This is a genomic window from Pseudomonas rustica, from assembly GCF_018336155.1.
GTDB classification, from domain to species: domain Bacteria; phylum Pseudomonadota; class Gammaproteobacteria; order Pseudomonadales; family Pseudomonadaceae; genus Aquipseudomonas; species Aquipseudomonas rustica.
In genome coordinates, this window is record NZ_JAGYHF010000009.1 from 18,543 (window position 1) to 44,088 (window position 25,546).

Annotated in this window: 22 protein-coding genes, 2 tRNA genes and 3 pseudogenes; 9 read left to right on the forward strand and 18 right to left on the reverse strand. The window is 58.9% G+C overall.

Annotated elements, in window-relative coordinates; all coding sequences use genetic code 11:
* Window positions 1–7: 7 nt before the first annotated feature.
* The 6 genes and pseudogenes from KFS80_RS27325 to KFS80_RS18205 all read left to right on the forward strand — a co-directional run.
* Window positions 8–694 (forward strand): annotated as a pseudogene (locus KFS80_RS27325) (PAS domain-containing protein); the annotation flags it as partial.
* Window positions 695–796: 102 nt separating this feature from the next.
* Window positions 797–1,234: pseudogene (locus tag KFS80_RS27330) on the forward strand (methyl-accepting chemotaxis protein); the annotation flags it as partial.
* Between the two features lie 178 nt (window positions 1,235–1,412).
* Window positions 1,413–2,024 (forward strand): flavin reductase family protein, encoded by a 612-nt coding sequence (locus tag KFS80_RS18190; protein ID WP_212545497.1) that lies wholly within the window; start codon window positions 1,413–1,415, stop codon window positions 2,022–2,024.
* 92 nt (window positions 2,025–2,116) lie between these two features.
* On the forward strand, window positions 2,117–2,677 hold the full coding sequence (locus KFS80_RS18195) for a DUF2975 domain-containing protein (protein WP_212545498.1): 561 nt from the start codon (window positions 2,117–2,119) through the stop codon (window positions 2,675–2,677).
* A 7-nt stretch (window positions 2,678–2,684) separates the two neighbouring features.
* On the forward strand, window positions 2,685–2,906 hold the full coding sequence (locus tag KFS80_RS18200) for a helix-turn-helix domain-containing protein (RefSeq protein ID WP_053123815.1): 222 nt from the start codon (window positions 2,685–2,687) through the stop codon (window positions 2,904–2,906).
* A gap of 80 nt (window positions 2,907–2,986) precedes the next feature.
* Complete coding sequence (locus tag KFS80_RS18205) at window positions 2,987–3,619, forward strand: LysE family translocator (RefSeq protein ID WP_053123813.1); 633 nt, start codon at window positions 2,987–2,989, stop codon at window positions 3,617–3,619.
* Window positions 3,620–3,642: 23 nt separating this feature from the next.
* Here the strand turns inward: KFS80_RS18205 and KFS80_RS18210 are convergent.
* From KFS80_RS18210 to ggt, 3 genes and pseudogenes are all read right to left on the reverse strand, one after another.
* Window positions 3,643–3,813 (reverse strand): annotated as a pseudogene (locus tag KFS80_RS18210) (helix-turn-helix domain-containing protein); the annotation flags it as partial.
* 4 nt (window positions 3,814–3,817) lie between these two features.
* Window positions 3,818–4,120, reverse strand: coding sequence for a type II toxin-antitoxin system HigB family toxin (locus tag KFS80_RS18215; protein WP_212545499.1), 303 nt, complete (start codon window positions 4,118–4,120; stop codon window positions 3,818–3,820).
* A 250-nt stretch (window positions 4,121–4,370) separates the two neighbouring features.
* A complete protein-coding gene (ggt, locus tag KFS80_RS18220; RefSeq protein WP_212545500.1) occupies window positions 4,371–6,203 on the reverse strand; it encodes a gamma-glutamyltransferase in 1,833 nt (610 codons plus the stop codon).
* Between the two features lie 267 nt (window positions 6,204–6,470).
* On the opposite strand from ggt, the gene KFS80_RS18225 reads away from it, so the two are divergent.
* On the forward strand, window positions 6,471–7,571 hold the full coding sequence (locus tag KFS80_RS18225) for a DUF2817 domain-containing protein (protein ID WP_212545501.1): 1,101 nt from the start codon (window positions 6,471–6,473) through the stop codon (window positions 7,569–7,571).
* A 98-nt stretch (window positions 7,572–7,669) separates the two neighbouring features.
* Here the strand turns inward: KFS80_RS18225 and KFS80_RS18230 are convergent.
* The 6 genes from KFS80_RS18230 to KFS80_RS18255 form a co-directional block, all read right to left on the reverse strand.
* Window positions 7,670–7,746, reverse strand: a tRNA-Met gene (locus KFS80_RS18230).
* 86 nt (window positions 7,747–7,832) lie between these two features.
* Window positions 7,833–9,287, reverse strand: a complete 1,455-nt coding sequence (locus KFS80_RS18235) for an amidase (protein WP_212545502.1) — start codon at window positions 9,285–9,287, stop codon at window positions 7,833–7,835.
* Window positions 9,288–9,347: 60 nt separating this feature from the next.
* The gene (locus KFS80_RS18240) at window positions 9,348–10,394 is read right to left on the reverse strand and encodes an ABC transporter substrate-binding protein (RefSeq protein WP_212545503.1); all 1,047 of its coding nucleotides are present in this window, start codon (window positions 10,392–10,394) and stop codon (window positions 9,348–9,350) included.
* A gap of 27 nt (window positions 10,395–10,421) precedes the next feature.
* A complete protein-coding gene (locus tag KFS80_RS18245; RefSeq protein WP_053123802.1) occupies window positions 10,422–11,228 on the reverse strand; it encodes an ABC transporter permease in 807 nt (268 codons plus the stop codon).
* Complete coding sequence (locus KFS80_RS18250) at window positions 11,228–12,148, reverse strand: ABC transporter permease (RefSeq protein ID WP_212545504.1); 921 nt, start codon at window positions 12,146–12,148, stop codon at window positions 11,228–11,230. The genes KFS80_RS18245 and KFS80_RS18250 overlap by 1 nt, the downstream gene beginning before the upstream one ends.
* Before the next feature lie 15 nt (window positions 12,149–12,163).
* Window positions 12,164–13,282 carry an ABC transporter ATP-binding protein gene (locus tag KFS80_RS18255; protein ID WP_212545505.1) on the reverse strand — a complete coding sequence of 373 codons (1,119 nt, stop codon included), beginning with the start codon at window positions 13,280–13,282 and terminating at the stop codon, window positions 12,164–12,166.
* 227 nt (window positions 13,283–13,509) lie between these two features.
* Between KFS80_RS18255 and KFS80_RS18260 the strand changes: the two genes are divergently transcribed.
* Window positions 13,510–14,412 carry a LysR substrate-binding domain-containing protein gene (locus KFS80_RS18260; protein ID WP_212545506.1) on the forward strand — a complete coding sequence of 301 codons (903 nt, stop codon included), beginning with the start codon at window positions 13,510–13,512 and terminating at the stop codon, window positions 14,410–14,412.
* Here KFS80_RS18260 and KFS80_RS18265 read toward each other — a convergent pair.
* Window positions 14,405–16,462, reverse strand: coding sequence for a methyl-accepting chemotaxis protein (locus tag KFS80_RS18265; RefSeq protein WP_212545507.1), 2,058 nt, complete (start codon window positions 16,460–16,462; stop codon window positions 14,405–14,407). The two genes, KFS80_RS18260 and KFS80_RS18265, sit on opposite strands and share 8 nt — an antisense overlap.
* A gap of 432 nt (window positions 16,463–16,894) precedes the next feature.
* Between KFS80_RS18265 and KFS80_RS18270 the strand changes: the two genes are divergently transcribed.
* Entirely contained in the window at window positions 16,895–18,112 is a 1,218-nt protein-coding gene (locus tag KFS80_RS18270; RefSeq protein ID WP_212545508.1) for an MFS transporter, read from the forward strand.
* 183 nt (window positions 18,113–18,295) lie between these two features.
* Here the strand turns inward: KFS80_RS18270 and ychF are convergent, their stop codons facing one another.
* From ychF to KFS80_RS18310, 8 genes are all read right to left on the reverse strand, one after another.
* The gene (gene ychF / locus KFS80_RS18275; RefSeq protein ID WP_053123773.1) at window positions 18,296–19,396 is read right to left on the reverse strand and encodes a redox-regulated ATPase YchF; all 1,101 of its coding nucleotides are present in this window, start codon (window positions 19,394–19,396) and stop codon (window positions 18,296–18,298) included.
* A 22-nt stretch (window positions 19,397–19,418) separates the two neighbouring features.
* On the reverse strand, window positions 19,419–20,003 hold the full coding sequence (pth, locus tag KFS80_RS18280; protein WP_008079560.1) for an aminoacyl-tRNA hydrolase: 585 nt from the start codon (window positions 20,001–20,003) through the stop codon (window positions 19,419–19,421).
* Window positions 20,004–20,174: 171 nt separating this feature from the next.
* Window positions 20,175–20,774: a 50S ribosomal protein L25/general stress protein Ctc gene (locus tag KFS80_RS18285; RefSeq protein ID WP_053123771.1), complete on the reverse strand. Its 600-nt coding sequence runs from the start codon at window positions 20,772–20,774 to the stop codon at window positions 20,175–20,177.
* Between the two features lie 142 nt (window positions 20,775–20,916).
* Window positions 20,917–21,858, reverse strand: a complete 942-nt coding sequence (locus tag KFS80_RS18290; RefSeq protein ID WP_003171603.1) for a ribose-phosphate pyrophosphokinase — start codon at window positions 21,856–21,858, stop codon at window positions 20,917–20,919.
* A 45-nt stretch (window positions 21,859–21,903) separates the two neighbouring features.
* Window positions 21,904–21,978, reverse strand: a tRNA-Gln gene (locus KFS80_RS18295).
* A 36-nt stretch (window positions 21,979–22,014) separates the two neighbouring features.
* Window positions 22,015–22,866 carry a 4-(cytidine 5'-diphospho)-2-C-methyl-D-erythritol kinase gene (gene ispE, locus KFS80_RS18300; protein WP_053123769.1) on the reverse strand — a complete coding sequence of 284 codons (852 nt, stop codon included), beginning with the start codon at window positions 22,864–22,866 and terminating at the stop codon, window positions 22,015–22,017.
* Between the two features lie 3 nt (window positions 22,867–22,869).
* Entirely contained in the window at window positions 22,870–23,487 is a 618-nt protein-coding gene (gene lolB, locus KFS80_RS18305; RefSeq protein ID WP_053123767.1) for a lipoprotein insertase outer membrane protein LolB, read from the reverse strand.
* 3 nt (window positions 23,488–23,490) lie between these two features.
* Window positions 23,491–25,215 (reverse strand): tetratricopeptide repeat protein, encoded by a 1,725-nt coding sequence (locus KFS80_RS18310; RefSeq protein ID WP_159814616.1) that lies wholly within the window; start codon window positions 25,213–25,215, stop codon window positions 23,491–23,493.
* Window positions 25,216–25,546: the final 331 nt, after the last annotated feature.

Sequence of the window (25,546 nt, forward strand, 5' to 3'; positions counted from 1 at the left end):
AAGCGAGATGCTGGTGCTGACCCTTGAGCCCGACGGCCGGGTGCAGTCGGTCAATCAGAACTTCCTCACCGAGATGCTCTACAAGAGCCACGATCTGATTGGCCGCGCGATCGAAGACATCGTTCCGGCCCACGTGAAGTCCGATGAATTTCATCAGCGCTTCAAAAACGCCATGAACCGTGGCGAGCATTTCGCTGGCGCGATTCGTTTGCTGCGCGGCAATGGTGAAGAGGCGTGGCTGCGTTCGATCGTGCAGCCGGTGCGCACGTCGGATGGGCGGATCAAAAACATCTCGATCTACGCCAGTGACCTGACGCGCACCATCGAAGCCTCTCGTGAACACGAAAACCTGATCGGCGCGCTGGTGCGTTCCACCGCCGTAATCGAGTTCGATCTCAGCGGTAATGTACTGGCCGCCAATGATCGTTTCCTTAGCGGTATGGGTTACAGCCTGGCGCAGATCAAGGGCAAACATCACCGGATGTTTTGCGAGCCGCAGGAGTACAATAGCGCCGAGTACGCGAACTTTTGGCGTCGTTTGAACAACGGTGAGTTCGTCGCCGACCGTTTCAGACGGGTCGACAGCCATGGTCGTACAGTCTGGCTGGAAGCGTCCTACAACCCTGTGGTCGATGCCAACAACAAACTGTACAAAGTGGTGAAGTTCGCCACGGTGATCACCGATCAGGTCAACCGCGAAAAGGCCGTTGCCGAAGCCGCCAACATTGCCTACAGCACCTCGCAGCAAACCGACAGTACGGCGCAGCGCGGCACCACGGTGGTGACCGAGGCGGTCAATGTGATGCGCGATTTGTCGCGACACATGCAGACGGCGGGCGAGGGCATTGAAGCGCTGAACGAGCAGTCGCTGGTGATCGGCACCATCGTCAAAACCATCAGCGGCATTGCTGAACAGACCAACCTGCTGGCGCTGAACGCGGCGATCGAAGCGGCGCGTGCCGGTGAACAGGGGCGCGGTTTTGCCGTGGTGGCCGATGAAGTGCGGCAACTGGCTTCGCGCACCAGTCAGGCGACGGACGAAATTGTTGGCGTGGTGCGGCAGAACCAGGAAATGGCGCGCAATGCTGTGGCCCTTATGACTGACGGCAAGCTGCAGGCCGAACAGGGGCTGGCGCTGGCGGCAGAGGCGGGCACGGTGATTGTCGAGATTCAGGACGGTGCGCAGAAAGTGGTGAATGCGGTTGGCCAGTTCGCCAATCAACTTTCCAACTGAAGATCCACCCAATCCCTGTAGGAGCTGTCGAGTAAAACGAGGCTGCGATCTTTTGATCTTGATGTTGAGGGCCAAGATCAAAAGATCGCAGCGTTCCGCAGCTCCTACAGGTTTTTCACCAGCAGATATTTCGTTGCTGGCGCTACAATCGGCTCCTTTCTCCCCGGAGCAGATCCCCATGAGCGCCGACCACCGCCGCCCGGTTCCCCTCAACAAAGCCTACCGTTTGCTCAACCACGGGCCGACCGTATTGGTCAGCGCCGCGCACAACGGCCAGCGCAATATCATGGCTGCCGCCTGGGCGATGCCACTGGATTTCGAGCCGCCGAAAGTCGCCGTCGTACTCGACAAATCGACCTGGACGCGACAGTTGCTCGAAGCCTCGGGCACCTTCGTCCTCAACGTTCCGTGTGCGCAACAGGCCGATATCGTGCAAACCGTCGGTAACACGTCCGGTCTGGACATCGTTGGCAGTCAAAGCCGCGACAAATTCGACGCCTATGGCCTGCAAACCTTCGCCGGAGATCTGGTTGAGGCGCCGCTGTTCGACGGCTGCGTCGCCTGGCTTGAATGTCGTTTGTTGCCGGAGCCGCACAATCATCAGCAGTACGATCTGTTCCTCGCCGAAGTGATTGCCGCGCACGCCGATATTCGCGTGTTTAGCGAAGGGCGTTGGCATTTCGATGGCCACGATTCATTGCGTACGCTGCACCACGTGGCGGGCGGGCATTTCCTCACCATTGGCGATGCTTTGGATGGCAAAGTGCTGGAGGCCAATCCATCGAAATGAAACATAAATTAACGTTTTGCAGTAATTAATTATTGTTTTGCGATAATTTAATCGTCTATGGTTTGTCTCACATTCAATCTGTGAGGCTTTCCATGACTTCCGTTTCTCTCGCGCAATTCAGCCGCCGTATGGCCACGATCACGTTGCTGCTGATCATTCTGATGCTGGTACTCAACGCTGCGGTCTGGCTGTTCCCGACGTTGGCCAGCAAGGATGGTTTGGGCCTGGGGTTCGCACTGAGCGATCGCCAGCTCTCGGACATGACCAGTGCCGCCGCAGTGTTTCCGTGGTGGCAAACCTTGGGCGCCATTGTGCTTTCGAGTATTCCTCTGATCGCACTGGCCTTTGGTTTGAAGTCGCTGCGCCGTCTGTTCCAGTGCTACGCCACGGGTGAGTATTTTTCTGCCGAAGCCGCCGGTCATCTGGGTAAAGTCGGGCGCGCCGTGGCGCTCTGGGTGCTGCTGGATTTTCTATGCGAACCGATGCTCAGCTTGTGGATTACGCAAAATGCGCCCGTGGGCGAGCGAATGGTGACCTTAAGCGTCACAGCGTCCACCTTCGTCGCGCTGTTCATGGCCGGCTGTATTTCGATCATTGCGCGTATCCTGTCGCAGGCCAGCGAAGTGGATTCCGAAAACCGTACTTTTATTTGAGATCGCTATGTCTATCGTGATTCAACTGGACGTGATGCTCGCCCTGCGCAAGGTCAAATCCAAGGATCTGGCCGCCGCCATCGGCATCACCGAAGCCAACCTGTCTTTGCTCAAACAGGGCAAGGTCAAAGGTTTGCGTCTGGCGACCCTGGACGCCATTTGTGAATACCTCAACTGCCAACCCGGCGACTTGCTGATCCGCGTGCCGGAGGGCGAACCGGCTGTTTAAAAGCACTGCCCAACCCATGGCAAAACGCGGCGGGATGTTGCAAGGTGTGGGCATTGTCGAATCAATCAGGCACATGCCCCATGGATATCTCTGCCGTGAGCTACCTCGCTCCACTGCTGTCGCTGGCGCTGTTGTGGACAGTCGCCGTGGTCACGCCGGGGCCGAACTTCTTCAACATCGCGCAACTGGCCGTCAGCCGTTCGCGACGCCATGGCGTCGTTGCCGCACTCGGCGTGGCCAGCGGCACGGTACTGTGGGGACTGGCCGGCGGCTTGGGCATCCAGTCATTGTTCAGCGCCGCACCGACGCTGTATCTCAGTTTCAAGATCGCCGGGGGCTGCTACCTGATCTACCTCGGCCTTAAGCAATTTAAACGTAAGGCCGCCATCGCGCCGGGCACCGTGGACGCGTCGCAGCAAACACTGCGCGGCGCCTATGCCCGAGGCTTTCTCGGCAACATGACCAATCCAAAATCGGCACTGTTCGTCGCCACGATCTTCGCTACCGCAATGCCGGCACACATACCGCCGTTATTGCTGGCGCTGGCGGTACTGACCATGGCCACGTTGTCGTTCAGTTGGTATTGCAGCGTCGCACTGTTCTTCGCCAGCCGCCGGGTGGCGAGTGTTTACGAACGCTCGCGTAAGTGGCTGGATCGACTGGCAGGTGGTTGCTATTTGCTGTTTGGCGTACATCTGGTGGCGAGTCGTTGAGCGCATTGGGTGTATCTGTCTCAGGGCAAGTCGAGAGGAAAATGCTTCGCTTCGTAGGCTTCGATCAAGGTGATCATTACCTCGAAGTAATCCCCTTCAGGCGTACCAGGTTCAGGTTCATTGTCGAAAAGTGCGGAAACGTTTTTGAGCGCCGCACGGTAGTCTTCTTCGGTGTGAATCGGACGGATGTTCATGGGGTTACTCCATTTCGACGGTATCAGCGTCGATAGCATCGTACTGCTTGTGCGTACCGATAAATTTTATGTAAACGGCACCAAAGCGATAGGCGATAGCCGCAACAAGGCGGAAGTCGTTGCCCTTGATGTTGAACACCACTCTGCGGCTCTTCAGAATGCTTGCAGAAGCAAAATGCGCCTTGATCTCTGCGGGTGTTTTCCAGTTCGCTTTTCTTGCTTCATCTATCCACGCCAGCAGTGGCTGCTCTGAATCGGGATATCGATCCCCAAAGCTTTTCAGCTGGCTGACGGAAATAATTCTCATGGCGTGATCCTAGTCCCGCTATGGGACTGATGCAAGGCTGTTGAGGTTTGGTGGATGTGCGGTTCGCATGCTTGCAACTTCAAAACCCCAGCAATACCGAAGCGATTCTCGATGCTGAGCGAACACTAACTTTATCTGCATCAGCTATTTTTCGGGGTAGGAAAAGGCAGCACGAGACTACTGAACTGGCCCCGTCGACATAAAAAAAGGCCTACCTCCCAGTAAGCCTTTTCCGTCTTGCATGTAAGCCTCAATCCCCCAATGCTTCCCCTTCACGCCGTGGATCCGCACCACCTTCCAGCGTTGCATTCCCATGCGCATCCTTGACCCGAACAATCGCCTGGGTGCCGCTGGTCATGTCGATTTCATTCACTGCATGCCCTTTGTCCTTCAACGCCTGAATCAGCGTCGGGCTGAATTGGCCCTGTTCCAGTTCGGTCGGGCCGTTGCGGCTTCCGAAGTTGGGCAGGCTGATGGCGCTTTGTGGGTCGAGGTTCCAGTCGAGCAGGCCGATGGTGGTTTTTGCCACGTATTCGATGATCTGCGAGCCGCCCGGTGAGCCGACGCTGGCGAGTAATTCGCCGCTGTTGCGATCGAAGATCAAGGTCGGTGCCATCGACGAGCGTGGACGTTTGCCGGGCTCGACGCGGTTGGCGACTTTTTGGCCGTTCTCTTCGGGGATAAAGGAGAAGTCGGTCATCTGGTTGTTGAGCAGAAAACCCTGAACCATCAGGTGCGAACCGAACGCTGCTTCGATGGTGGTGGTCATCGATACGGCGCCGCCGAGGTCATCCACCGCGACCACTTGTGACGTCGAGATGCGCAGTGGCGAACGATCCGGTGCGTAGGCCACCTGCACGCCCGGTGGTGTGCCGGGTTTGGCGGTGCCCATGCTGCGCTCGCCGATCAGACTGGCGCGATTGGCCAGATAACCCGGGTCGACCAGGCCTTTCACTGGCACCGGAACGAAGTCGCTATCGGCGACGTATTGCGCGCGGTCGGCGTAGGCCAGACGTTCAGCTTCGGCGATCAGGTGCACCGCTTGTGGCGCGGGTTCGATGCCGGCGGGTTTGTCGGTTTTCACTGGTTTTAGTGGCGTGAGCGACAAGCGCGGATCGCGGGTTTCCAGCGCCTGCAAGGTGCCGAGAATCTGCGCCACGGCGATGCCGCCCGACGACGGTGGCGGCATGCCGCAGACTTGCCAGCGCTTGTAATCGGTGCACAGCGGCGCGCGTTCTTTGGCTTGATAGTGCTGAAGGTCGTGCAGCGACAGGCTGCCCGGGTTGGCGTGGCCCTGAACCTTAGCGACGATTTCTTCGGCGATCGGGCCTTTGTACAGCGCATCGGCGCCTTCGTTGGCGATGCGTTTGAGCACGGCAGCCAAGGCTGGATTCTGCAAGCGCGTGCCGACCGCTTTGACACTGCCATCGGTATTGAGGAAATACGCGGCCATGTCCGGAGAATTGCGAATCACCGGATCAGACTCCAGCAGCGAATGCAGGCGCGGGGAAATCGCGAAACCTTGTTCAGCGAGTTTTATCGCCGGTTCAAACAGCTTGGCCCATGGCAGGCGACCGTGTTGTTTATGCGCCATTTCCAGTGCGCGCAAAACGCCCGGAGTGCCGACTGAGCGGCCGCCAATTTGCGCCTGCGGGAACGACATCGGTTTGCCGTCAGGGCGCAGAAAGAGTTTCTCGGTTGCGCCGGCCGGCGCGGTTTCGCGACCGTCATAGGTGCGCACCTGTTTGCCGTCCCACAGCACGATCATCGCGCCGCCACCGATCCCGGAGGATTGCGGCTCAACCAGGGTCAGCACGGCCTGCATCGCAATCGCCGCATCAATCGCCGAACCGCCCTGACGCAACATCTCGCGACCCGCCTCGGCAGCCAGTGGATTGGCAGCGGCAGCCATGTGTTTGCTGGCGTGACGGGTTTGCAGATCGGTGCGGAAACCCGACGCGGCTTCCGGTGCCAACGGCATGACCGAGGAGGGCGGGGCATTGCACGCGGTGAGGGTCAGGGCGCTGATGATCAGCGTCAGGGCAGGCAGGCGAAAGCGGCTCAAGGGCAAGGCTGAAAACACGCGGGCTCTCCGTCCGTGGATTAAAAGTCTGAGGGACTCTATCGACCGGTCGGTCGAGACGCAAACCGATGGGCATTTTTGTCTTTCTTTTCAGGGCGGATGTTCGCTAGGGTCAACCTCAACTGATGGACCATAACGACTCCCTGTAGGAGTGAGCCTGCTCGCGATAGCGTCATCACATTCAACATCATTGCTGACTGATCCAGCGCTATCGCGAGCAGGCTCACTCCTACAGTTGAAAGGCATAAAAATCACAAGAGGCCAAGCATGCACAGCGAGTTTCCCACCGAGTCCAGTTACCGCATTCAACGCGAACAGTTTCTCGCCGCCGCCAATGCCGCCGGGGCGGCAATCAGCTCCTACGCACATCCGCGCTGTGGCCCGTTTGGCGAGCCGTTGAGCACCGACGTCGCCGTGCTCGGTAACCCGCAGGCAGAAAAACGTCTGGTGGCGCTCAGCGGTACCCACGGCGTGGAGGGCTATTACGGTTCCGACTGCCAAATCGATTGGCTGAAAGCATTCGCACCCGGCTCGCTGCCCAAGGATGTCGCGGTGATCATGGTTCACCTGATCAACCCGTGGGGCACCGCGTGGTTGCGTCGAGTCAACGAAGACAACATCGACCTTAACCGCAATCATCTGGATTTCACCGAAGCGTTGCCGGATAACCGTGCTTACGCGGCACTGCACGAAATTTACGGCTGCACCGACTTGAATGGCCCCGAGCGTCAACGCGCCGATTCCTTGCTTGATGCGCAGATCAACGAACACGGCTGGCCGGCCGTCATGTCGATTGTCGAGGGCGGGCAGCACAGTCATGCGGACGGATTGTTCTACGGCGGTCGCGCGCCCAGCTGGTCGAATCGCACGTTGCATCAAATCATCGAAGCGCACTTGGCCGGCGCGGACACCGTGATGTGTTTCGACCTGCACACTGGCGCTGGGGAATACGGTCATCCGATGTTGCTGACGATCACCCAAACGCCGTACCCGGCGCTCGCCCAAGCCCAGTCGATTTACGGCCCATGGCTTTACACGCTGCACACCGGCGCCGACACCCTGAGCGAAACCGGCGTCGCCGCGACCGCCACCGGTTACACCTCGCAGGCATTGCTTGATGCCTTGCCGGACGTGCAGTTGATGCCGTTCGTGATCGAGTGCGGAACGTATCCGGGCGCAAATGTGCATCGGTATTTACGTGACGACCATTGGTTGCATCTTCACGGCGATCCGCTGGATGCAACGGGGAGGGCGATCAAACTGAATCTGCTGGAGCAGTTTTACCCGGCCGATCCCGACTGGCGGGCGATGGTGGGTTTGCGTACCCGACAAATCTGGGCGAAAGGGTTGGCGGCACTGGCAGGCTGAAACGCTGGATGAGGGGAGAAATCCCCTCACCATAAAACCGGCGCTTTTCTCGAGGCATAAAAAAACGGCCTACCTTTCGGTAAGCCGTTTTTAGTACTTGGTGGCTACACAGGGACTTGAACCCCGGACCCCAGCATTATGAATGCTATGCTCTAACCAACTGAGCTATGTAGCCAAGTGGCGCGCATTATTCCCCTGAAATGGAAAAGCGTCAAGCGTAAATTTAAAAATTTTTTCTACGCTTTCAACCGTTTATCAAAATCACTGACTCAGCAGCGGCGAAGGGCAGCGTTGGAACCAGCGGCTGGCCTGTTCATACGCGTGCGCCAATTGCAGAACAGCGAAGTCTGCCTGGTGCTTGCCGATGATCTGCAGCCCCATCGGTAAACCCTGCGCATTGAATCCAGCCTGAACGCTCGCCACCGGGCAACCCGACAACGTGCCGGGGATCACCACTTCCATCCAGCGATGATAAGTGTCCATGCTCACGCCATCGATCGACGTCGGCCACGGCTGGGTCTTGTCGAACGGAAACACCTGAGCGCTCGGCAACAACAGGTAGTCATATTTTTCGAATAACTTCGAAATCGCCCGATACCAATCACTGCGCACCGCCGAGGCGGTAAACACTTCGCTGGCGGAAAGCTGCAAACCGTTTTCCACTTCCCAGATCGCTTCCGGTTTCAACAGCGCACGCTTTTGCGGATCGGCGTAAGTCGCGCCCAACGAACCGGCGACCATCCAGTGGCGCAACGTGCGCCAACAGCTCCACAAGCGCTCAGGCGCGAAACCCGGATCCGCTGCCTCGACGTGACAGCCAATGCTTTCGAAGTCGGCGAAGGTCTTCTCGCACAGCGACAGCACGCCGTTCTCCATCGGCAGATAACCATTGAAGTCACCCAGCCAGCCCAGCCGTGTGCCTTTGAAATCACGTTCCAGCGGCGCCGCAAACGCCTCACCGGATTCGGTGATGGACAGCGGCGCTCGCGCATCGGCGCCGGCCTGCACTGACAGCAGCAACGCCGCGTCACGCACGCTGCGCGCCATCGGGCCTTCGTAACCGAGTTGATCGATAAACAGATCGGCACTGTCATCAAACGGTACGCGACCCTGCGACGGGCGGAAGCCGAAGATGTTGTTGAACGCCGCCGGGTTGCGCAGTGAGCCCATCATGTCGCTGCCGTCGGCCACCGGCACCAGATGCATCGCCAGCGCCGCGCCTGCGCCACCGCTGCTGCCGCCGGCGGTTTTGCTCGGGTCGTACGCGCAACCGGTGGCGCCGAACAACGGGTTGTAGCTTTGCGAGCCGAGGCCGAATTCCGGGGTGTTGGTTTTGCCGATGATGATCGCGCCGGCCTGCTTGATTCGCTCGACCATGATGCCGTCGCGCTCGGGCACGAAATCCTTGTACAGCGGCGAACCCATGGTGGTGCGAATGCCACGGGTCAGCGACAGATCCTTGATCGCGTGCGGCAGGCCGTGCATCCAGCCACGGTATTCGCCGCGCAGCAGTTCAGCGTCGCGCTGACCGGCCTGAGCCAGCAGATCTTCAGGCGCCTGCAGGCTGATCAACGCATTGACCTTGGGGTTGAAGCGTTCGATGTGCGCAAGGTACGTCTGCATCACTTCGCGGCAGGAAACCTGGCGCAGGCGAATGCGCTCGGCGAGCTCATGGGCCTGCAACAGGACCAGTTCGCTGATGTTATTAGAATTCATTGCAAGCAGCCTTCAAGACGACTGGAAAAACGCCCCGGCCTCGCGCCGGGGCGGCAGGGATCAACGCATCAGGTTGGTCCAGAGACGGTCGGCCAGACGGATCGAGCCTTCGCCGCAGGTCTTGCTGAACACCACTTTGGTGCCTTGCGGAATGTGCAGCTCCGGCGCGTCCTTGAGCGAGGCATCGAGGAACGGTTCGACGCCTTTGATCGGGCTCTGATGCTTGAGGAAGTTCTGTGTCATCGCCGCGTTTTCAGGCTGGCTGAGGAACGCAATGAACGCCTTGGCATTCGCTGGATTCTTGCTGCCGGTCGGAATGACCATGTTGTCGACCCACGCCAGCACGCCTTCTTTCGGGTACAGATATTTCAGCGTCGGTTTCATTTCGCGGGCGCGCATCGACGAGCCGCCCCAGAACATCGACATGTCAATTTCACCCGAAGCGAGGTTTTCGCGGATCGAACCGGCCTTCGAGCTGTAGGTTTTCACGTACGGTTTCTGCGCCTTTAGCAGCGTCAGAATCTGCTGCATCTGCTTCGGATCTTCGGTGCACAACGGGATGTCGAGGTACAGGCTGGCCATGTCCACCGCGTCGCTGACCGCGTCGAACATGTTGATCCGGCCTTGCAGTTCGGCCGGCGGCTCATACAAGACTTTGTAGCTGTCGGCCGGGCCGCTGTAGCGCGCGGTGTCGAGCACGACGCTGGTGGTACCCCAAATGAACGGCACCGAATACGCGCCCTCGGGATCCCAGCTTGGTTTTTTCAGATTGTCGGCAACGTTGGCGTAATACGCTTCTTTGACCGGGTCGAAGCGCTCCAGGAGTTTTTCCTGAATCAGGATCGGCACGAATTGATGCGACGGAATCGCCACGTCATAACCGGCGCCGCCCTGTTTCAGTTTTGCCAGCAGCGTCTCGTTTGAGTCATAGGAATCGACGGTGACTTCGATGCCGGTCTGCTTCTGGAACTTGGCGAGAATCTCCGGCGAAAAGTAGCCGCTCCAGCTCACCACGTTGAGTTTCTCGGCGGCCTGAACACTGACGGCCATGGTCAGCGGTAAAGTCAGGAACAACGAAGTGCCGACGCTTTTTATCCACTTGCTCATGTCATTTCCCCACAGTTGGTAGAAGGTTCAGGCGTTCTTTTTGCCCAACAGATAAGAGAGGCTGACGAACAGCACCGAAACGCCCAGGATCAGCGTCGAGACGGCGTTGACGTCGGGTGTCACACCCATGCGCAGCAGGCCGAAGATGAAGATCGGCAGGGTGGTGGTGCCGGCCTGCGAGACCATCATCGAGATCACGAAGTTATCCAGCGAGACGATGAAGGCCAGCATCAACCCGGAGAAAATTCCCGGCATCAGCAGCGGCAGCGTGACCTTGCGAAAGGTGCGCCACGGGCCGGCGTAGAGATCGGCCGACGCTTGCTCCAGCGACAGATCCATATCGTTCAGACGTGCACGAATCGGCAGGTAGGCGAAAGGAATGCAGAACACCGTGTGCGCGATGATCAGGTTGCCGTAACCCAGCGACAGGCCGATGGTCGAGAACAGCGCGAGCGTTGCCACGCCGACGACGATTTCTGGCAATACCAGTGGCAACATGATCGCGCCCATCGACAGTTGCAGGCCCTTGAACTTGGCCCCGCGCGAGGTCCCAAGCGCGGCGAGGGTGGCAATCGCTGTGGCGACCATGCTGGCGCACACCGCGATCAACAGGCTGTTGCTGGCGGCCTGGCGCAAGGCCTGATTGGCGAACGCGGCGCGGTACCAGTCGAGGCTGAAACCGGTCCACACCGTCGCCGACTGATTGGCGTTGAACGAGAACACCACCAGCACCACGATCGGCGCATAGAGGTACAGATAGAACAGAAAACTGAAACCGCCGAACCCTGGAAAGTCCTGCACGCCCAGCCCTTTGCGTTTGAATAAAGCGAGCATCACGCACCTCCTTTGGCGATGCGCTGACGCTCGGCGCGCAAGGCATACACAGTCAGCACCAACATCACTGCGGCCATCAGCACCAGCGACAGCGCCGCGCCGAATGGCCAGTTACGCGAGTCACTGAACTGGCGGAAGATCAGGTTGCCGAGCATCATTCGCGTGCCGCCGCCGAGCAGTTCCGGGGCAATCATCGCGCCCAGGCACGGTACGAAGGTGAGGATGGCGCCGGCGAGAATCCCCGGTTTGGCGATCGGCAACACCACTTTGCGCAAGGTGCGCACGCGGCCGGCGTAGAGATCCTGCGCAGCTTCGAGCAGGCGAATGTCCATTTTTTCCAGCGTCGCGTAGATCGGCAAAACCACGAATGGCGCGTAGGTGTAAACCAGCCCCAGCAGCACCGCGCCGTCGGTGTACAACAACTGTAACGGTTCATGGATGACGCCCATGCCCATCAGGCTGTTGTTGATTACGCCGGTGTTACGCAGCAGCAAAATCCACGCGTAGGTGCGGATCAGCAGGTTGGCCCAGAACGGCACGGTGATCAGAAAAATCAGCAAGCCGCGCCGATGCGCCGGTTGCATCGCCAGCCACACGGCGACCGGAAAACCGATCAGCAGGGTGATGATCGTGGTCAGCCCGGCGATGCCAATCGAGCGCAGGGCGATGAGCAGATAGGAGTCGGTAAACGCCAGGCTGTCATCCATTTGCCGCTCGAACAGCAACGAGGTGTACGCCTCACTGCTGAAGACTTTATTGACCCCGCCGTAGGGGTTGGCTTCCATCAGCGAATAGCCGATGACAATCAGGATCGGCACCACCAGAAACAGGCAGATGGCGGTCAGCGCCGGGCTGACACCGAGGAAACTCTGGAAGACCTTGCGACGTTCCAGCGTGTTGGCAATCGGTAAGGCGTGCATGGCAATTTCTCCGGCTCAATCGTGCAGGACGCTGGCGCTACCACGGTCAAACAGCAGACCGGCCTGGGAGCCGACGGCAAAGCGCAGGCTCTGGTCGACGCAATTGGGCGTGCGCACGGTGAGACGCGAACCATCGCTGAGGCTGACCTGATATTGCAGGTCGGTGCCAAGGTAGATCTGCGCGTCGATCCGGCACGGCAAGGCAGCCTCGGTAGCGGCGGGCACCAGGTGCAGGCGCTCGGGGCGTACCGACAGCGATACGCTGGCGCCGACCTGCACGTCATCGCACGCTTGCGCCGGCAGCGGATGCCCGGCCGGCCCGGCGAACCACGCCTGACCGTCTTCCACACGAGTCACGGTGCCTTCGATGAAATTGGTTTCGCCGATGAAGTCAGCGACGAAGCGATTGCGCGGACGTTCGTAAATCTCTTCCGGCCGCCCGACTTGCTGCACTTCACCTTCAGAGAGCACGGCGATGCGGTCGGACATGGTCAGTGCTTCTTCCTGGTCGTGGGTGACGAAGATGAAGGTGATGCCGGTTTTCGCCTGAATGGTTTTCAGCTCTTCGCGCATGGCCTGACGCAGCTTGAGATCGAGTGCCGAGAGCGGCTCATCAAGCAGCAACACTTTTGGATGCGGCGCCAAAGCGCGGGCGAGGGCGACACGTTGTTGCTGGCCGCCGGACAGTTGCGCCGGTTTGCGATTGGCGAAGCGTTCCATCTGCACCAGCGCGAGCATCTCGCGGACACGTTCGCTGATTTGCGCCTTGGTGAGGACTTTGCCCATCGGGTGCGATTCGAGGCCGAAGGCCAGGTTTTCAGCGATGGTCATGTGCGGGAACAGCGCGTAATGCTGAAACACCGTGTTGACCGGCCGCTCGAAGGGCGGGCGATCGGCGATGTTTTCGCCGTAGAGAAGAATCTCGCCTTCGGTGGGAAATTCGAAACCGGCAATCATCCGCAGCAGCGTGGTTTTGCCACAGCCGGACGGGCCGAGAAGGGTGAAGAATTCGTTGTCGCGGATATCCAGATCAATGCTTTTCAGCGCCACCGGACCGGTTTGCGGATCACCGTAAACTTTGCGCACCGAGCGGATTGAGACCGCCAGTGTTTGCAGCGAATGCAGGGCATTCATGCGTTACCTCCGATTCCCCCATCGCCTGCGGTTCGCTCTGAAAAGCGTTGCCGTCGGGCCATGGATATTATTTTTTTGGGCAGGATCGAGATTGCGTTCGGGTGTAATAACCAGCTGTTTTTTTGTTCTGCTGTGGCTCGATTATCAGCCAGGGGTTGCGCGGGGCGACACTTCAATTTAAACATGGCAGCTGTTAGTTAATTTAATAGCCTAAGGTGCCAGGAATCATGCCCGACCACCGATTGCCGCCGCTGAATGCGGTGCGTGCCTTTGATGCCGCCGCGCGATTGGGCAGCTACGTCGAAGCCTCGAAAGCGCTGCACGTGACCCAGCCTGCGATAGGCCGGCACGTGAAATTGCTCGAAGACTGGTTGGGCATTCAATTGTTCGAACGCACCTCGCGCGGGGTCAACCTGACCCCGGCGGGCGAGAAATACCACCGCAAGATCAGCGCCGCGTTGCAGTTGATCATCGAGGCCGGCAAGGAAGCGCAGCCCAAAGACGCCGAACGCTGGCTGCGGATCATGGTGGTGCCGGGGTTCGCCAAGCGCTGGTTGATGCCACGGATCGAAGCGATGCGGCACCTGCGGCCGGGGCTGAAATTTGCCATCGAACCCAACTCGACCTTCACCGAAGTGGACGGCAAAAGTGCCGATCTGGGCATCGTCTACGGCCTCGACGGGGAGTACGCCGATTCGCGGGAAGCGCTGATTTGCCCTCGGGTGTTTCCGATTTGCACGCCGGAGTATCTGGCGAGCATCGATCCTATCGACAGCCCGAGAGATCTGATCAAGCACGAGCTGATTCACGTCGATGACGGTGAGTGGTGGAACCTGTGGTTCGCCGCCCATGACCTCGATATCCACCTGAAATCCGACCTGCTGTACGTCAACAACGATCACGCCTTGTCGGTGGCCGAAAGCGGGCAGGGCATTGCGCTGGCCAACGAAGTGCTGGTGCGCCATGAACTGGCCAGCGGCAAACTGGTGCGCGCGATTGATGATGAGGTGAAGCTGGAAAGTTACCGGGTGCTGACGGCGTCCGCCGAACTCTCGTCGGACGCCGTGTGGTTTATCCAGTGGCTGAAAACCGAGCTGGAAAAGGACTTCCCGCAAGCGGTGATCAGTTGAGACGAAAGCGCGCCGTGTTCTTGCTCAGTGCCTGGCTGCCGAGGCGCAGGGTGTCTGCCGCCAGATTTACCGCTCGCGCGCCTTCGAGCAAACGCACCGCCGCTTGATCGACCTGCTGGATATTGCCGCTGACTTCATCGGCGGTGCACGCCTGTTCCTCCACCGCCGTGGCGATTTGCGCGAGGGTGTCGGTGACGCTCTGCACGGCACTGGCGATTTCGCCCAACCGTTCGCCAAGCCCGGTGACTGACTCGGCATCGGTTTGCGCCTGGCCGCAGGCAGCTTCCATCAAACTCACGGCTTCGTTGACCGTTGCGCGCAGGCTGTCGACCGTTCCGGCGATCTGCGCGGTGGATGATTGCGTGCGTTGCGACAGGCTGCGCACCTCGTCCGCCACGACGGCAAAACCGCGCCCCTGTTCGCCGGCGCGCGCCGCTTCAATCGCCGCGTTGAGCGCCAACAGGTTGGTCTGTTCGGCCACTCCGCGAATGGTGTCGACCACCAATTGAATCTGCTGGCCTTGCTCGCTGACCCGACCCAGCGCCGCAGCGGTGTCGTTCAAACGCTGATTGAGCTGTTGAATACTCGCGGTGGTGCGCTGACTGTCGCGGCTGCTGTCGGCGGCGATACGCTGGGTGTGCTGAGCGCTGCCGGAAGCCTGTTCGCAACTTTGCGCCACGCCTTGCGAGGTCGCGGCCAATTGCGTGGCCGCAGCGGCGATCTGGCTGATCTGCAACTGCTGCGCTTCGACTTCGCCGAGGGCACCGCTGGAGTGATCGTTGAGGCTGCGCACCGCGTCGCTCAATTGCGAGGTCTCGTGATCGACTCCGAGCATACTGCTGCGCAGTTGCACCACGGCGACGTTGAGCGCGGTGCTGATCGCCGCCAGTTCATCGCGACCCTCCACCGGCACTTGCAGGCTGAGGTTGCCGTCGCGCAGGGCTTCCGCGAGCAAGGTAATGCCGCTGGCGCTGCGACGAATCGAGGCTTGCAAGCAGATGAACAGGTACAGCGCCGCGAGCAGCAGGCAACCGAACACGGCGGCGACGATGATGAACTGACGGATCGCTGAACCGTGGTAGGCGTCGAGCCGTTGATCCAGCGAGACCAGCGATTGCTGGCGCAGGGCGGCGAGGTCGCTCAACAAGGCGTCAAGGCTGCGTTCAAAGTCTTCCGGTTTGAGATTGATGCTGCCGCCAAACACGCCGTCGTCCAGCACCTTCAGGCCGCTGTCGAGGTGTTTGAGGCTCTCGTGGTATTGGCTGGCCCAGCTCTGCTGATCTTTCGGCAGGCGTGCTTCCAGCAGCGTGGCGGTTTTCACCAGTTGCTCGCGAGCATCACCGATACGGCTGCGCAGATCGCGCAACTGCAGACGGCTTTGCAGGGTGAACTGGCCGGAGACTACCGAGGCCTGGCCGACGGCGGCGAGGCGACCGACGCGTTCAATCAAGTCCGGCGCGTGTTGCGTGGAGATTTGCGTCAGCAGATAGGTTTCCAGCCACGGCGCGAGGGTCAGGCGATTGTCCATGACGATCTGCTCGCGCAACGCTTGCAGGGCGCTCAGGGCGTTGGTGAAACGGTCATAACCGTCCGGCCACCAACCGACGCCGCTGAGGCTTTTCGAATCCAGTCCATTGAGTGCGGTTTGCAGCGTTTGATAGCGGCTGAGGGTTTCACCTTCCGCGCCTTCGTTTTGCAGGGCATTGCCCAGATCCGTGGTGGCTTGCACAACCGCCGGTTGCACCGCGTCGAACGCGCCCATGGCGGCGAGGGTGGCCGGTGTCGGCTGGCGATTGGTTTCAGTGGCGCGCCAACGGGCGGCGCGGTCGCGTTGGGCGGCGAGCAGGTTGTCCAGCGCATCCAGCGCGAGCAATTGGCGCACGCCGGCACGTTCGCCGGCAATCAGATTGAGCTTGTCGCGATAGTCCTGGCCGATCATCAACAGGCTACCGGCCAACGGCAAAATGAACAGCAGAAACAACAACTGGAATTTACCCGCGAAGCCAAACCGCCCCAGCAATTTGATCCCCGGTGAAAGGAAAGCCTGCATGCCCCATGACTCCTCTGGACACCACGCACCATCGGCGTGCATCGCGGTCGTTCGACGTTGATGTTGTGCCCTGCTAAAAGGCCTCGAAAGTTCACTCTCACCCGCTCTGTAGGCAGGTTCTGTAGCGAAACTTCCCATTGTCGATCACCTTTGTAAGGCGACCGCGTTCAGGGGCAGTAGCAAGGCAAGATTCAGACCATGGCGTTGCGCTATCACCTAAATCCCGTCCCCTGTAGGAGCTGCCGAAGGCTGCGATCTTTTGATGTTGTTTTTTAAAAGATCAAAAGATCGCAGCCTTCGGCGCTCCTACACGATTGGGTGATTCAGGTCAGGGTGGTTAGTTAGCTGGCTAAGGGGATGGCGCTGACGCACTGAAAAATGGCACATTGACGCACCTGCCTGCGTGCACCCATCTGCTGTCCGGAAACTTCCATGGCTATCAGCAACGTTCAGACCGCCGCTGTCTCGGCGCCCGCTGCCCCCCAAAGCAGTCCATTGGTGATGCGAATTATCGGCGCGGTGGCGCTGGCGCATCTGATCAACGACCTGATCCAGTCGGTCTTGCCGTCGATCTACCCGATGCTCAAGGCCAATTACGGCCTGACCTTTACCCAGGTCGGCCTGATCACCCTGACCTTCCAACTGACTGCGTCGCTGTTGCAGCCGTGGGTCGGTTATCACACCGATCGGCATCCGAAACCGTGGCTGTTGCCGGCCGGTTCGATCTGCACGTTGATCGGCATCGTGATGATGTCGATGGTCGGCAGTTTTCCGTTGATTCTGCTGGCGGCGGCGCTAATCGGTATCGGTTCTTCGACGTTCCATCCCGAGGCCTCGCGGATTGCGCGGCTGGCTTCCGGTGGACGCTTTGGCCTGGCGCAATCGACCTTCCAGGTCGGTGGTAACGCCGGTTCCGCGTTCGGCCCATTGCTGGCGGCGGCGATCATCATTCCGTTCGGTCAGGCCAACGTCGCGTGGTTCGGTTTGTTCGCGGTGTTTGCGCTGTTCGTCCTGTACCGCATCAGCCGCTGGTACGCGCACCACTTGAACCTGTTCAAGCTCAAAGCCGGTCAGGCCGCGACTCACGGTTTGTCGAAGGGCAGGGTGACCAGTGCGCTGGTGGTATTGGGGCTGTTGGTGTTCTCCAAGTATTTCTACATGGCCAGCCTCACCAGCTACTTCACCTTCTACCTGATCGAGAAGTTCGACCTGTCGGTGGCGAGCTCGCAGTTGCACCTGTTCCTGTTTCTCGGTGCGGTAGCGGCGGGCACCTTCTTCGGCGGGCCGATTGGCGACAAGATCGGCCGTAAGGCGGTGATCTGGTTCTCGATCCTTGGCGTGGCACCGTTTACGCTGCTGATGCCCCACGTTGATCTGTTCTGGACGACCGTCCTGAGCGTGGTGATCGGCTTCATTCTGGCCTCGGCGTTCTCGGCGATTGTGGTGTACGCGCAGGAACTGGTGCCGGGCAACGTCGGGATGATTGCCGGGGTGTTCTTCGGTTTGATGTTTGGTTTCGGCGGGATCGGCGCGGCGCTGCTCGGGCATCTGGCGGATATTCACGGGATTGAGTACGTGTATTACCTGTGCTCGTTCCTGCCGCTGTTTGGCGTGTTGGCGATCTTCTTGCCGCGTACCAAAAAGGCCTGATCCCACACAAATCCAACTGTGGGAGCGGGCTTGCTCGCGAATGCTGGGTATCAGCTACACATGTACTGGCTGACACGACGCCTTCGCGAGCAAGCCCGCTCCCACAGGGGAATTGCGTACAGCGATAAATCTCAGGCACAAAAAAGCCGCGTATCAAACGCGGCTTTTTCTTGGGCGTAACGCTTACACGTTAAAGCGGAAGTGCATCACGTCGCCGTCTTTGACGATGTAATCCTTGCCTTCCAGACGCCATTTACCGGCTTCTTTAGTACCGGCTTCGCCCTTGTACTGGATGAAGTCGTTGTAGGCGATCACTTCGGCGCGGATGAAGCCTTTCTCGAAGTCGGTGTGGATCACGCCGGCAGCCTGAGGTGCTGTGGCACCGACTTTGACGGTCCAGGCGCGGACTTCTTCAACACCGGCGGTGAAGTAGGTCTGCAGGTGCAGCATTTCGTAGCCGGCGCGGATCACGCGGTTGAGGCCAGGCTCTTCCAGGCCCAGGGCCTCGAGGAACATGTCCTTCTCTTCGCCGTCATCGAGCTCGGCGATTTCCGCTTCGATCTTGTTGCAGACCGGAACCACCATGGCGCCTTCTTCTTCGGCGATGGCGCGAACCACGTCGAGGTGCGGGTTGTTCTCGAAACCGTCTTCAGCGACGTTGGCGATGTACATGACCGGTTTGGTGGTCAGCAGGTGGAAGCCCTTGATCACTGCCTTTTCGTCAGCGTTCATGTTCTTCATCAGGCTGCGCGCAGGCTTGGCTTCGGTGAAGTGCGCGATCAGTTGCTCAAGCAGGCCTTTCTGAACCACGGCGTCCTTGTCACCACCCTTGGCGTTACGCGCGACTTTCTGTAGTTGCTTCTCGCAGCTGTCGAGGTCGGCGAAGATCAGTTCCAGGTCGATGATTTCGATGTCGCGCTTCGGGTCGACGCTGTTGGAAACGTGGATCACGTTCTCGTCTTCGAAGCAACGCACGACGTGAGCGATCGCGTCGGTTTCGCGGATGTTGGCGAGGAACTTGTTGCCCAGGCCTTCACCTTTCGAGGCGCCGGCAACGAGGCCTGCGATGTCGACGAATTCCATGGTGGTCGGCAGGATGCGCTTTGGATTGACGATGGCCGCCAGAGCGTCCAGACGCGGATCCGGCATCGGCACGATGCCGCTGTTCGGCTCGATGGTGCAGAAGGGGAAGTTTTCGGCCGCGATACCGGATTTGGTCAGGGCGTTGAACAGGGTGGACTTGCCGACGTTAGGCAGGCCGACGATGCCGCAATTGAATCCCATGGTGTTTCCCCTCGGAGTAGAGTCAGGCCTTCTGGCTGTGCAGGTTTTTCATCGCGCGGTTCCATTCACCGGCTAGGATATCCGGCAGCACGCCGAGGGCAAAGTCGATGCTGGCATCGAGTTTTTCCTGTTCGGCGCGTGGCGCACGACCCAGGACGAAATTTGAAACCATACTGGCGACGCCCGGGTGGCCAATGCCAAGCCGCAGGCGGTAGAACGTATTCTGATTGCCCAGTTGCGCAATGATGTCGCGCAACCCGTTGTGACCGCCATGGCCGCCGCCCTGCTTGAGCTTGGCAACGCCCGGAGGCAAGTCGAGTTCGTCATGCGCCACCAAAATTTCTTCAGGCTTGATGCGGAAGAAACCGGCGAGTGCCGCTACGGCCTGGCCGCTGCGGTTCATGTAAGTGGTGGGAATCAGCAGACGAACATCCTGACCCTGATGCGAGTAGCGCCCGGTCAGGCCGAAATATTTGCGATCGGCCACAAGATTCACATTCTGTGCGTGGGCGATGCGCTCAACAAAAAGGGCCCCTGCGTTATGCCGGGTCTGGTCGTATTCGGCGCCTGGATTTCCCAGGCCAACGATCAGTTTGATGGCAGTCACGATAGGGGCCCTTCCTTTGAGTGGTGAGTAACATCGCCGCGATCAGGGAAAGCGGCGAAAGTGGACGAAAAATGCTCATTTACCATGGATGTAAACTCCGCGTTCTCGCCCGCTTTCTCGCTACGTTCCAGTCCGCGATGTTACTTGCTCACTCAGGCATGACAGAGTGAATTACTCTGCTGCGCCTTCTTCAGCTTCTGGAGCAACGCGTGGAGCGTGTACGTTTGCAACAGCTTTGTCGTCGCCGTGAGCCAGTGCAACGAACTCAACGCCTTTAGGGGCTTTGAGGTCGGACAGGTGAACGATTGCGCCGATTTCCAGAGCCGACAGGTCGACTTCGATGAACTCAGGCAGATCTTTCGGCAGGCAGGAAACTTCGATTTCGTTCAGGACGTGCGAGATCTCGCCGCCTTTCTTGGTCGGAGCTTCTTCACCAACAAAGTGCACAGGCACGATAGCGGTCAGTTTCTGGCCGGCTACGACGCGTACGAAGTCAGCGTGCAGAACGTGACCCTTGGACGGGTGACGTTGCAGAGCCTTGATGATGACGTTCTGCTTTTTGCCGCCAACGTTCAGTTCGATAACGTGGCTGTAGGCAGCATCGTTTTCGAGCAGTTTGGCAACTTCTTTGGCCAGCATGCTGATGGATTCAGGGGCTTTTTCGCCACCGTAAACAACAGCTGGAACCAGAGCGGCGAGACGACGCAGGCGGCGGCTCGCACCTTTCCCCAGGTCGGAACGCAGTTCAGCATTCAGAGTAAAATCGTTCATTGTGTATCTCCAAAATAGCCATGACCGGGTTGACGTTTGCGACCAGCGCCAAACACGGTATGGGCAAAAAAGCCCCGCCCCGGCAGGAATGCCGGGGCGGGGCGCTTTTCGTCAACGAGACATTTCGAGAAGGGCAGGGCCCTTAACGGAACATCGCGCTGATCGATTCTTCATTGCTGATGCGGCGAACCGCTTCGGCAACAACCGGTGCGATATCCAGTTGACGGATACGTGCACAGGCTTGTGCTGCAGCGGACAGCGGGATGGTGTTAGTCACCACCAGCTCGTCCAGCACGGAATTTTCGATATTCTCGATGGCCCGACCCGACAGCACAGGGTGTGTGCAGTAGGCAAAGACCTTGGCTGCGCCATGCTCTTTCAGGGCCTTGGCCGCGTGGCACAGAGTGCCGGCGGTATCGACCATGTCATCGACCAGAATACAGGTACGCCCTTCGACATCACCGATGATATGCATCACTTCAGAGTGATTGGCTTTCTCACGGCGTTTGTCGATGATCCCGAGATCCACGCCCAGGGATTTGGCAACAGCACGTGCACGCACGACGCCACCAATGTCCGGGGACACAATCATCAGGTTTTCGAAGCGCTGATCTTCAATGTCATCCACCAATACCGGGGAGCCGTAGATGTTATCTACCGGAATATCGAAGAAACCCTGAATCTGGTCAGCATGCAGATCAACCGTGAGAACACGGTCGATGCCGACTACGGTAAGCATGTCAGCGACGACTTTCGCGCTGATAGCCACACGTGCGGAACGCGGACGGCGATCCTGACGGGCATAACCAAAATAAGGAATAACAGCAGTGATACGAGTAGCCGAGGAGCGGCGGAAGGCGTCAGCCATCACTACCAGTTCCATCAGGTTATCGTTGGTCGGAGCGCAAGTCGGCTGAATAATGAAAACGTCTTTACCGCGAACGTTTTCATTGATCTCGGCTGTAATTTCGCCGTCGGAGAATTTACCGACAGAGATGTCACCGAGAGGGATATGCAGCTGACGTACAACACGCCGAGCCAGATCGGGGTTAGCGTTCCCCGTAAAGACCATCATCTTGGACACGCGCAGTACCTAGAGGCTGAGGGTAACCTGGATGAGTATAGAAAATGGCAGGGGCGGCTGGATTCGAACCAACGCATGGCAGGATCAAAACCTGCTGCCTTACCGCTTGGCGACGCCCCTGTATCTGTTGCATCAAGTGCCGTGCACTTGGTTCCTTTAGAGCAGACTTTGCAGCTTGCGATGCAACATCGAAACGTTGCTTCCTTTCGCTACAAACCCTGTAAGGGTCTCTGTCAGAAGGGCCGAGACTTTATCAGCTTCAGCTTTGCTTGGGAAGCCCCCAAACACACAACTTCCAGTTCCGGTGAGCTTTGCTTCGGTAAATTTACCTAACAAATCCAATGCGTTACGTACCTCTGGATAACGCCTTGCAACCACCGGCAAGCAGTCATTTCGACTGTTTCCCTCGGGAACGGGGCGCACTTTAATGGGCGGCGTGTTACGTGTCAACAAAGGATCGGAAAAAATTTCTGCCGTACTTACAGAGACTTGCGGTACGAGCACCAGATACCACGGTTCTTCGGGATCGACCGGGGTGAGTTTCTCGCCCACGCCCTCGGCAAAAGCCGCGTGACCACGGACGAAAACCGGCACGTCGGCGCCAAGCGTCAGACCCAGTGCCGCCAGGCGATCTTCATCCCAGCCCAGCTGCCACAAGTGATTCAGACCGAGCAAGGTGGTCGCCGCGTTCGAGCTGCCGCCACCGATGCCGCCGCCCATGGGCAGAATTTTGTCGATCCAGATGTCGATACCCAGCGTACAACCCGATTGTTGCTGAAGCATTTTTGCTGCGCGCACGATCAGATTGCTGTCATGCGGCACGCCGGCAAATTCGGTGTGCAGCTGAATCACGCCGTCATCGCGCACGGCAAAAGTGATTTCATCGCCGTAGTCGACAAACTGAAACAGCGTCTGCAACTCGTGATAACCGTCTTCACGGCGACCAAGAATGTGCAGCATCAGATTGAGTTTGGCCGGCGAGGGCAGGGTCAGACGTGCAGCGGTCATGCGTTATTGCCCCAACTTGCGCGGTTGCCAGGTCTTGATCACCAGCGTGACGTCGAGGTCGGTGCCGTGCAGCTTGATGCGCTCGGGCAACCAGTAACCGTTTTGTTCGGTGTACGCGGTGTACTCAACTTTCCAGCCGTCCTGTTCCAGGCTGGCCAGACGGCTGTCGGCGTCCAGGTTCAGGCGACTTTTAGTGTCCGGAGCCGGCAGGCCACGCACCCACCAGGCCAGATTCGACACCGGCAACTTCCAGCCCAGTTGCTCTTCGAGCAGGGCTTCCGGCGATTGCGATTCGTAGCGGCCCTGATTGGCGACTTCCAGCGACACCTTGCCTGGCCGTCCGGTCAGGCGTGCAGCGCCACGACCCAACGGGCCGGACAGACGAATGTCGTAATAATCCTGACGTTGCAGCCAGAACAGCGTGCCGCTACCGGAATCTTTCGGTGCGCGGATGCCGATCTTGCCGTCGATCTGCCAGCCATCGAGGCCAGTCAGTTGCTGTTTGTTCGCGGCCCATTGAGCCGGGCTGCCGTGGCCCTCGACCGATTCACGAGTACCAAAACCCGAGCAACCAGCGAGGAGGGCGATGAAGCTGAAAACAATAACGTGGCGCAAAAACATGAGTTAAAGAGTCTCGGATCCGGTCAGGCGCTTGATGGTGCTGCGCAGAATGGTGCTGTCGGGCTGATCCTTGAGGAACTTGCCCCAGATTTGTTTGGCTTCACGCTGGTTGCCCTTGGCCCACAACACTTCGCCCAGATGCGCGGCGACTTCGTGATCCGGGAAACGCTCCAGCGCCTGACGCAGATATTTCTCGGCGTCGTCCAGATTGCCCAAGCGGTAATTCACCCAGCCGAGGCTGTCGAGTACGGCCGGGTCTTCCGGATTGATCTGGTGCGCCTGCTCGATCAGCGTCTTCGCTTCAGCGTAGCGGGTCGTGCGGTCGGAGAGGGTGTAACCCAGCGCATTGAGCGCCATGGCGTTGTCCGGATCACGCTTGATGATCAGGCGCAGGTCTTTTTCCATCTGCCCGAGATCATTGCGTTTTTCCGCGAGCATCGCCCGGGTGTAGAGCAGATTCAGGTCGTCCGGGTATTGCAGCAACGCTTGCTGCAATACTTTCCAGGCCTTGTCGTCCTGTTTATTGGCCGACAGGGTTTCCGCTTCAATCAGGTACAACTGGATCGCGTAATCCGGCTCTTCGTCACGCTGCGCCGCCAGTTTGCTTTGCGCTTCAGCGGTTTTGCCGTTGTTCATCAGAATATCGGCCTGGCGCAACTGCGCCGGCAGATAGTCGTTGCCCGGGCCAACCTGGGCGTACTCGATGAGCGCGCCTTGTGGATCGTTACGCTCTTCAGCGATGCGACCGAGGTTCAGATGGGCAGAATCGACGTGGCTTTCACGGGCGATCAAGTCTTCCAGATAGCCCTTGGCCTCGTCCCAGGCCTTGGCTTCGAGGCACACCAGCGCCAGCGAGTAACGCAGTTCGTCGTCTTCCGGGTATTGCTGAACGAGGCTGGAGAATTCGACTTTGGCGTCGTCCATCCGGTCTTGCTCAACCAGCATGCGCGCGTAAGTCAGGCGCAGGCGTTTGTCGTCCGGGTATTTCTTGATGTTTTTTCGCAGCAGCGGCAGCGCTTCGTCGCCACGGTTCATCACTTGCAGCAAGCGTGCGCGCAGCAGAATCGGGGCGATTTCGCCTTCTTCCGGCGGATGGTCTTCGAGCAGGGTCAGGGCGGCTTTATTGTCGCCGTCCTGTTGCAACAGCAGGGCTTTGCCGAAAATCAGCTGACTGTTGTTCGGGTGGCGTTGCAATAAACGGTCAAAACTTTTCATCAGACCGTTGCGGGTTTCTTGATCAGTGTCAGCCGCCGACAGGGCGAGGAAGTCGAAATGGGTGTCGCCCTTGCCCTGCAGGACTTTCTCCATATAGACCATTGAGTCGTCGTAACGCCCGGCGCGCGCCAGTTGCACGGCGGCGGCGCGTTGCGCTTCGAGGTCTTCCGGAGCGTTTTTCGCCCAGATCAGCGCGGTATCGAGGGCCGGTTGATCGGCGCCCAGATATTCGGCGATGCGAAACGCGCGCTCGGAAACGCCCGGATCTTGCGTATTGATCGCCTGGGTCACGTAGTTATCCAGCGCAATATCGAAGCGATTGCGCTGGCCGGCGAGTTCGGCGCTCAACAGGCTGAAGACGGTTTCCTCGCTGAACGAGCTGTAAACCTTGGGCTTTTCAGGCGCGGGCGTGGTGTCTTCGACCGGCGGCGTACCGTCCGGCGACACGGGTGCCAAGGCCTGGCAGCCGCTGAGGAAGACAAAAGCGAGGAGCAACGCGGAAGATCTATTCATATAGGAAGAGGACGACTAACCTGCGGTCGGATCATCATGACACAAGCCTTCGGCCAAACATAACCGCTCAGGCAATTTACGGCTTATCGCCCTGTAGGAGCTGCCGCAGGCTGCGATCTTTTGACGTTGTTTGAGACGCGGAGCGTCCCGGGCTGCATTCCCACGCCGAGCGTGGAAACGATCAATCAAAAGATCGCAGCCTGCGGCAGCTCCTACAAGGAGCCAAATTGTGCCCATTATAGGGACTGACCATTGGGACAATAGTCAGCGGTAGTTGTTCTGAATCTGACGAAGTAGGACAATTGCCGGCTTCACGTCACCACCAGCGACT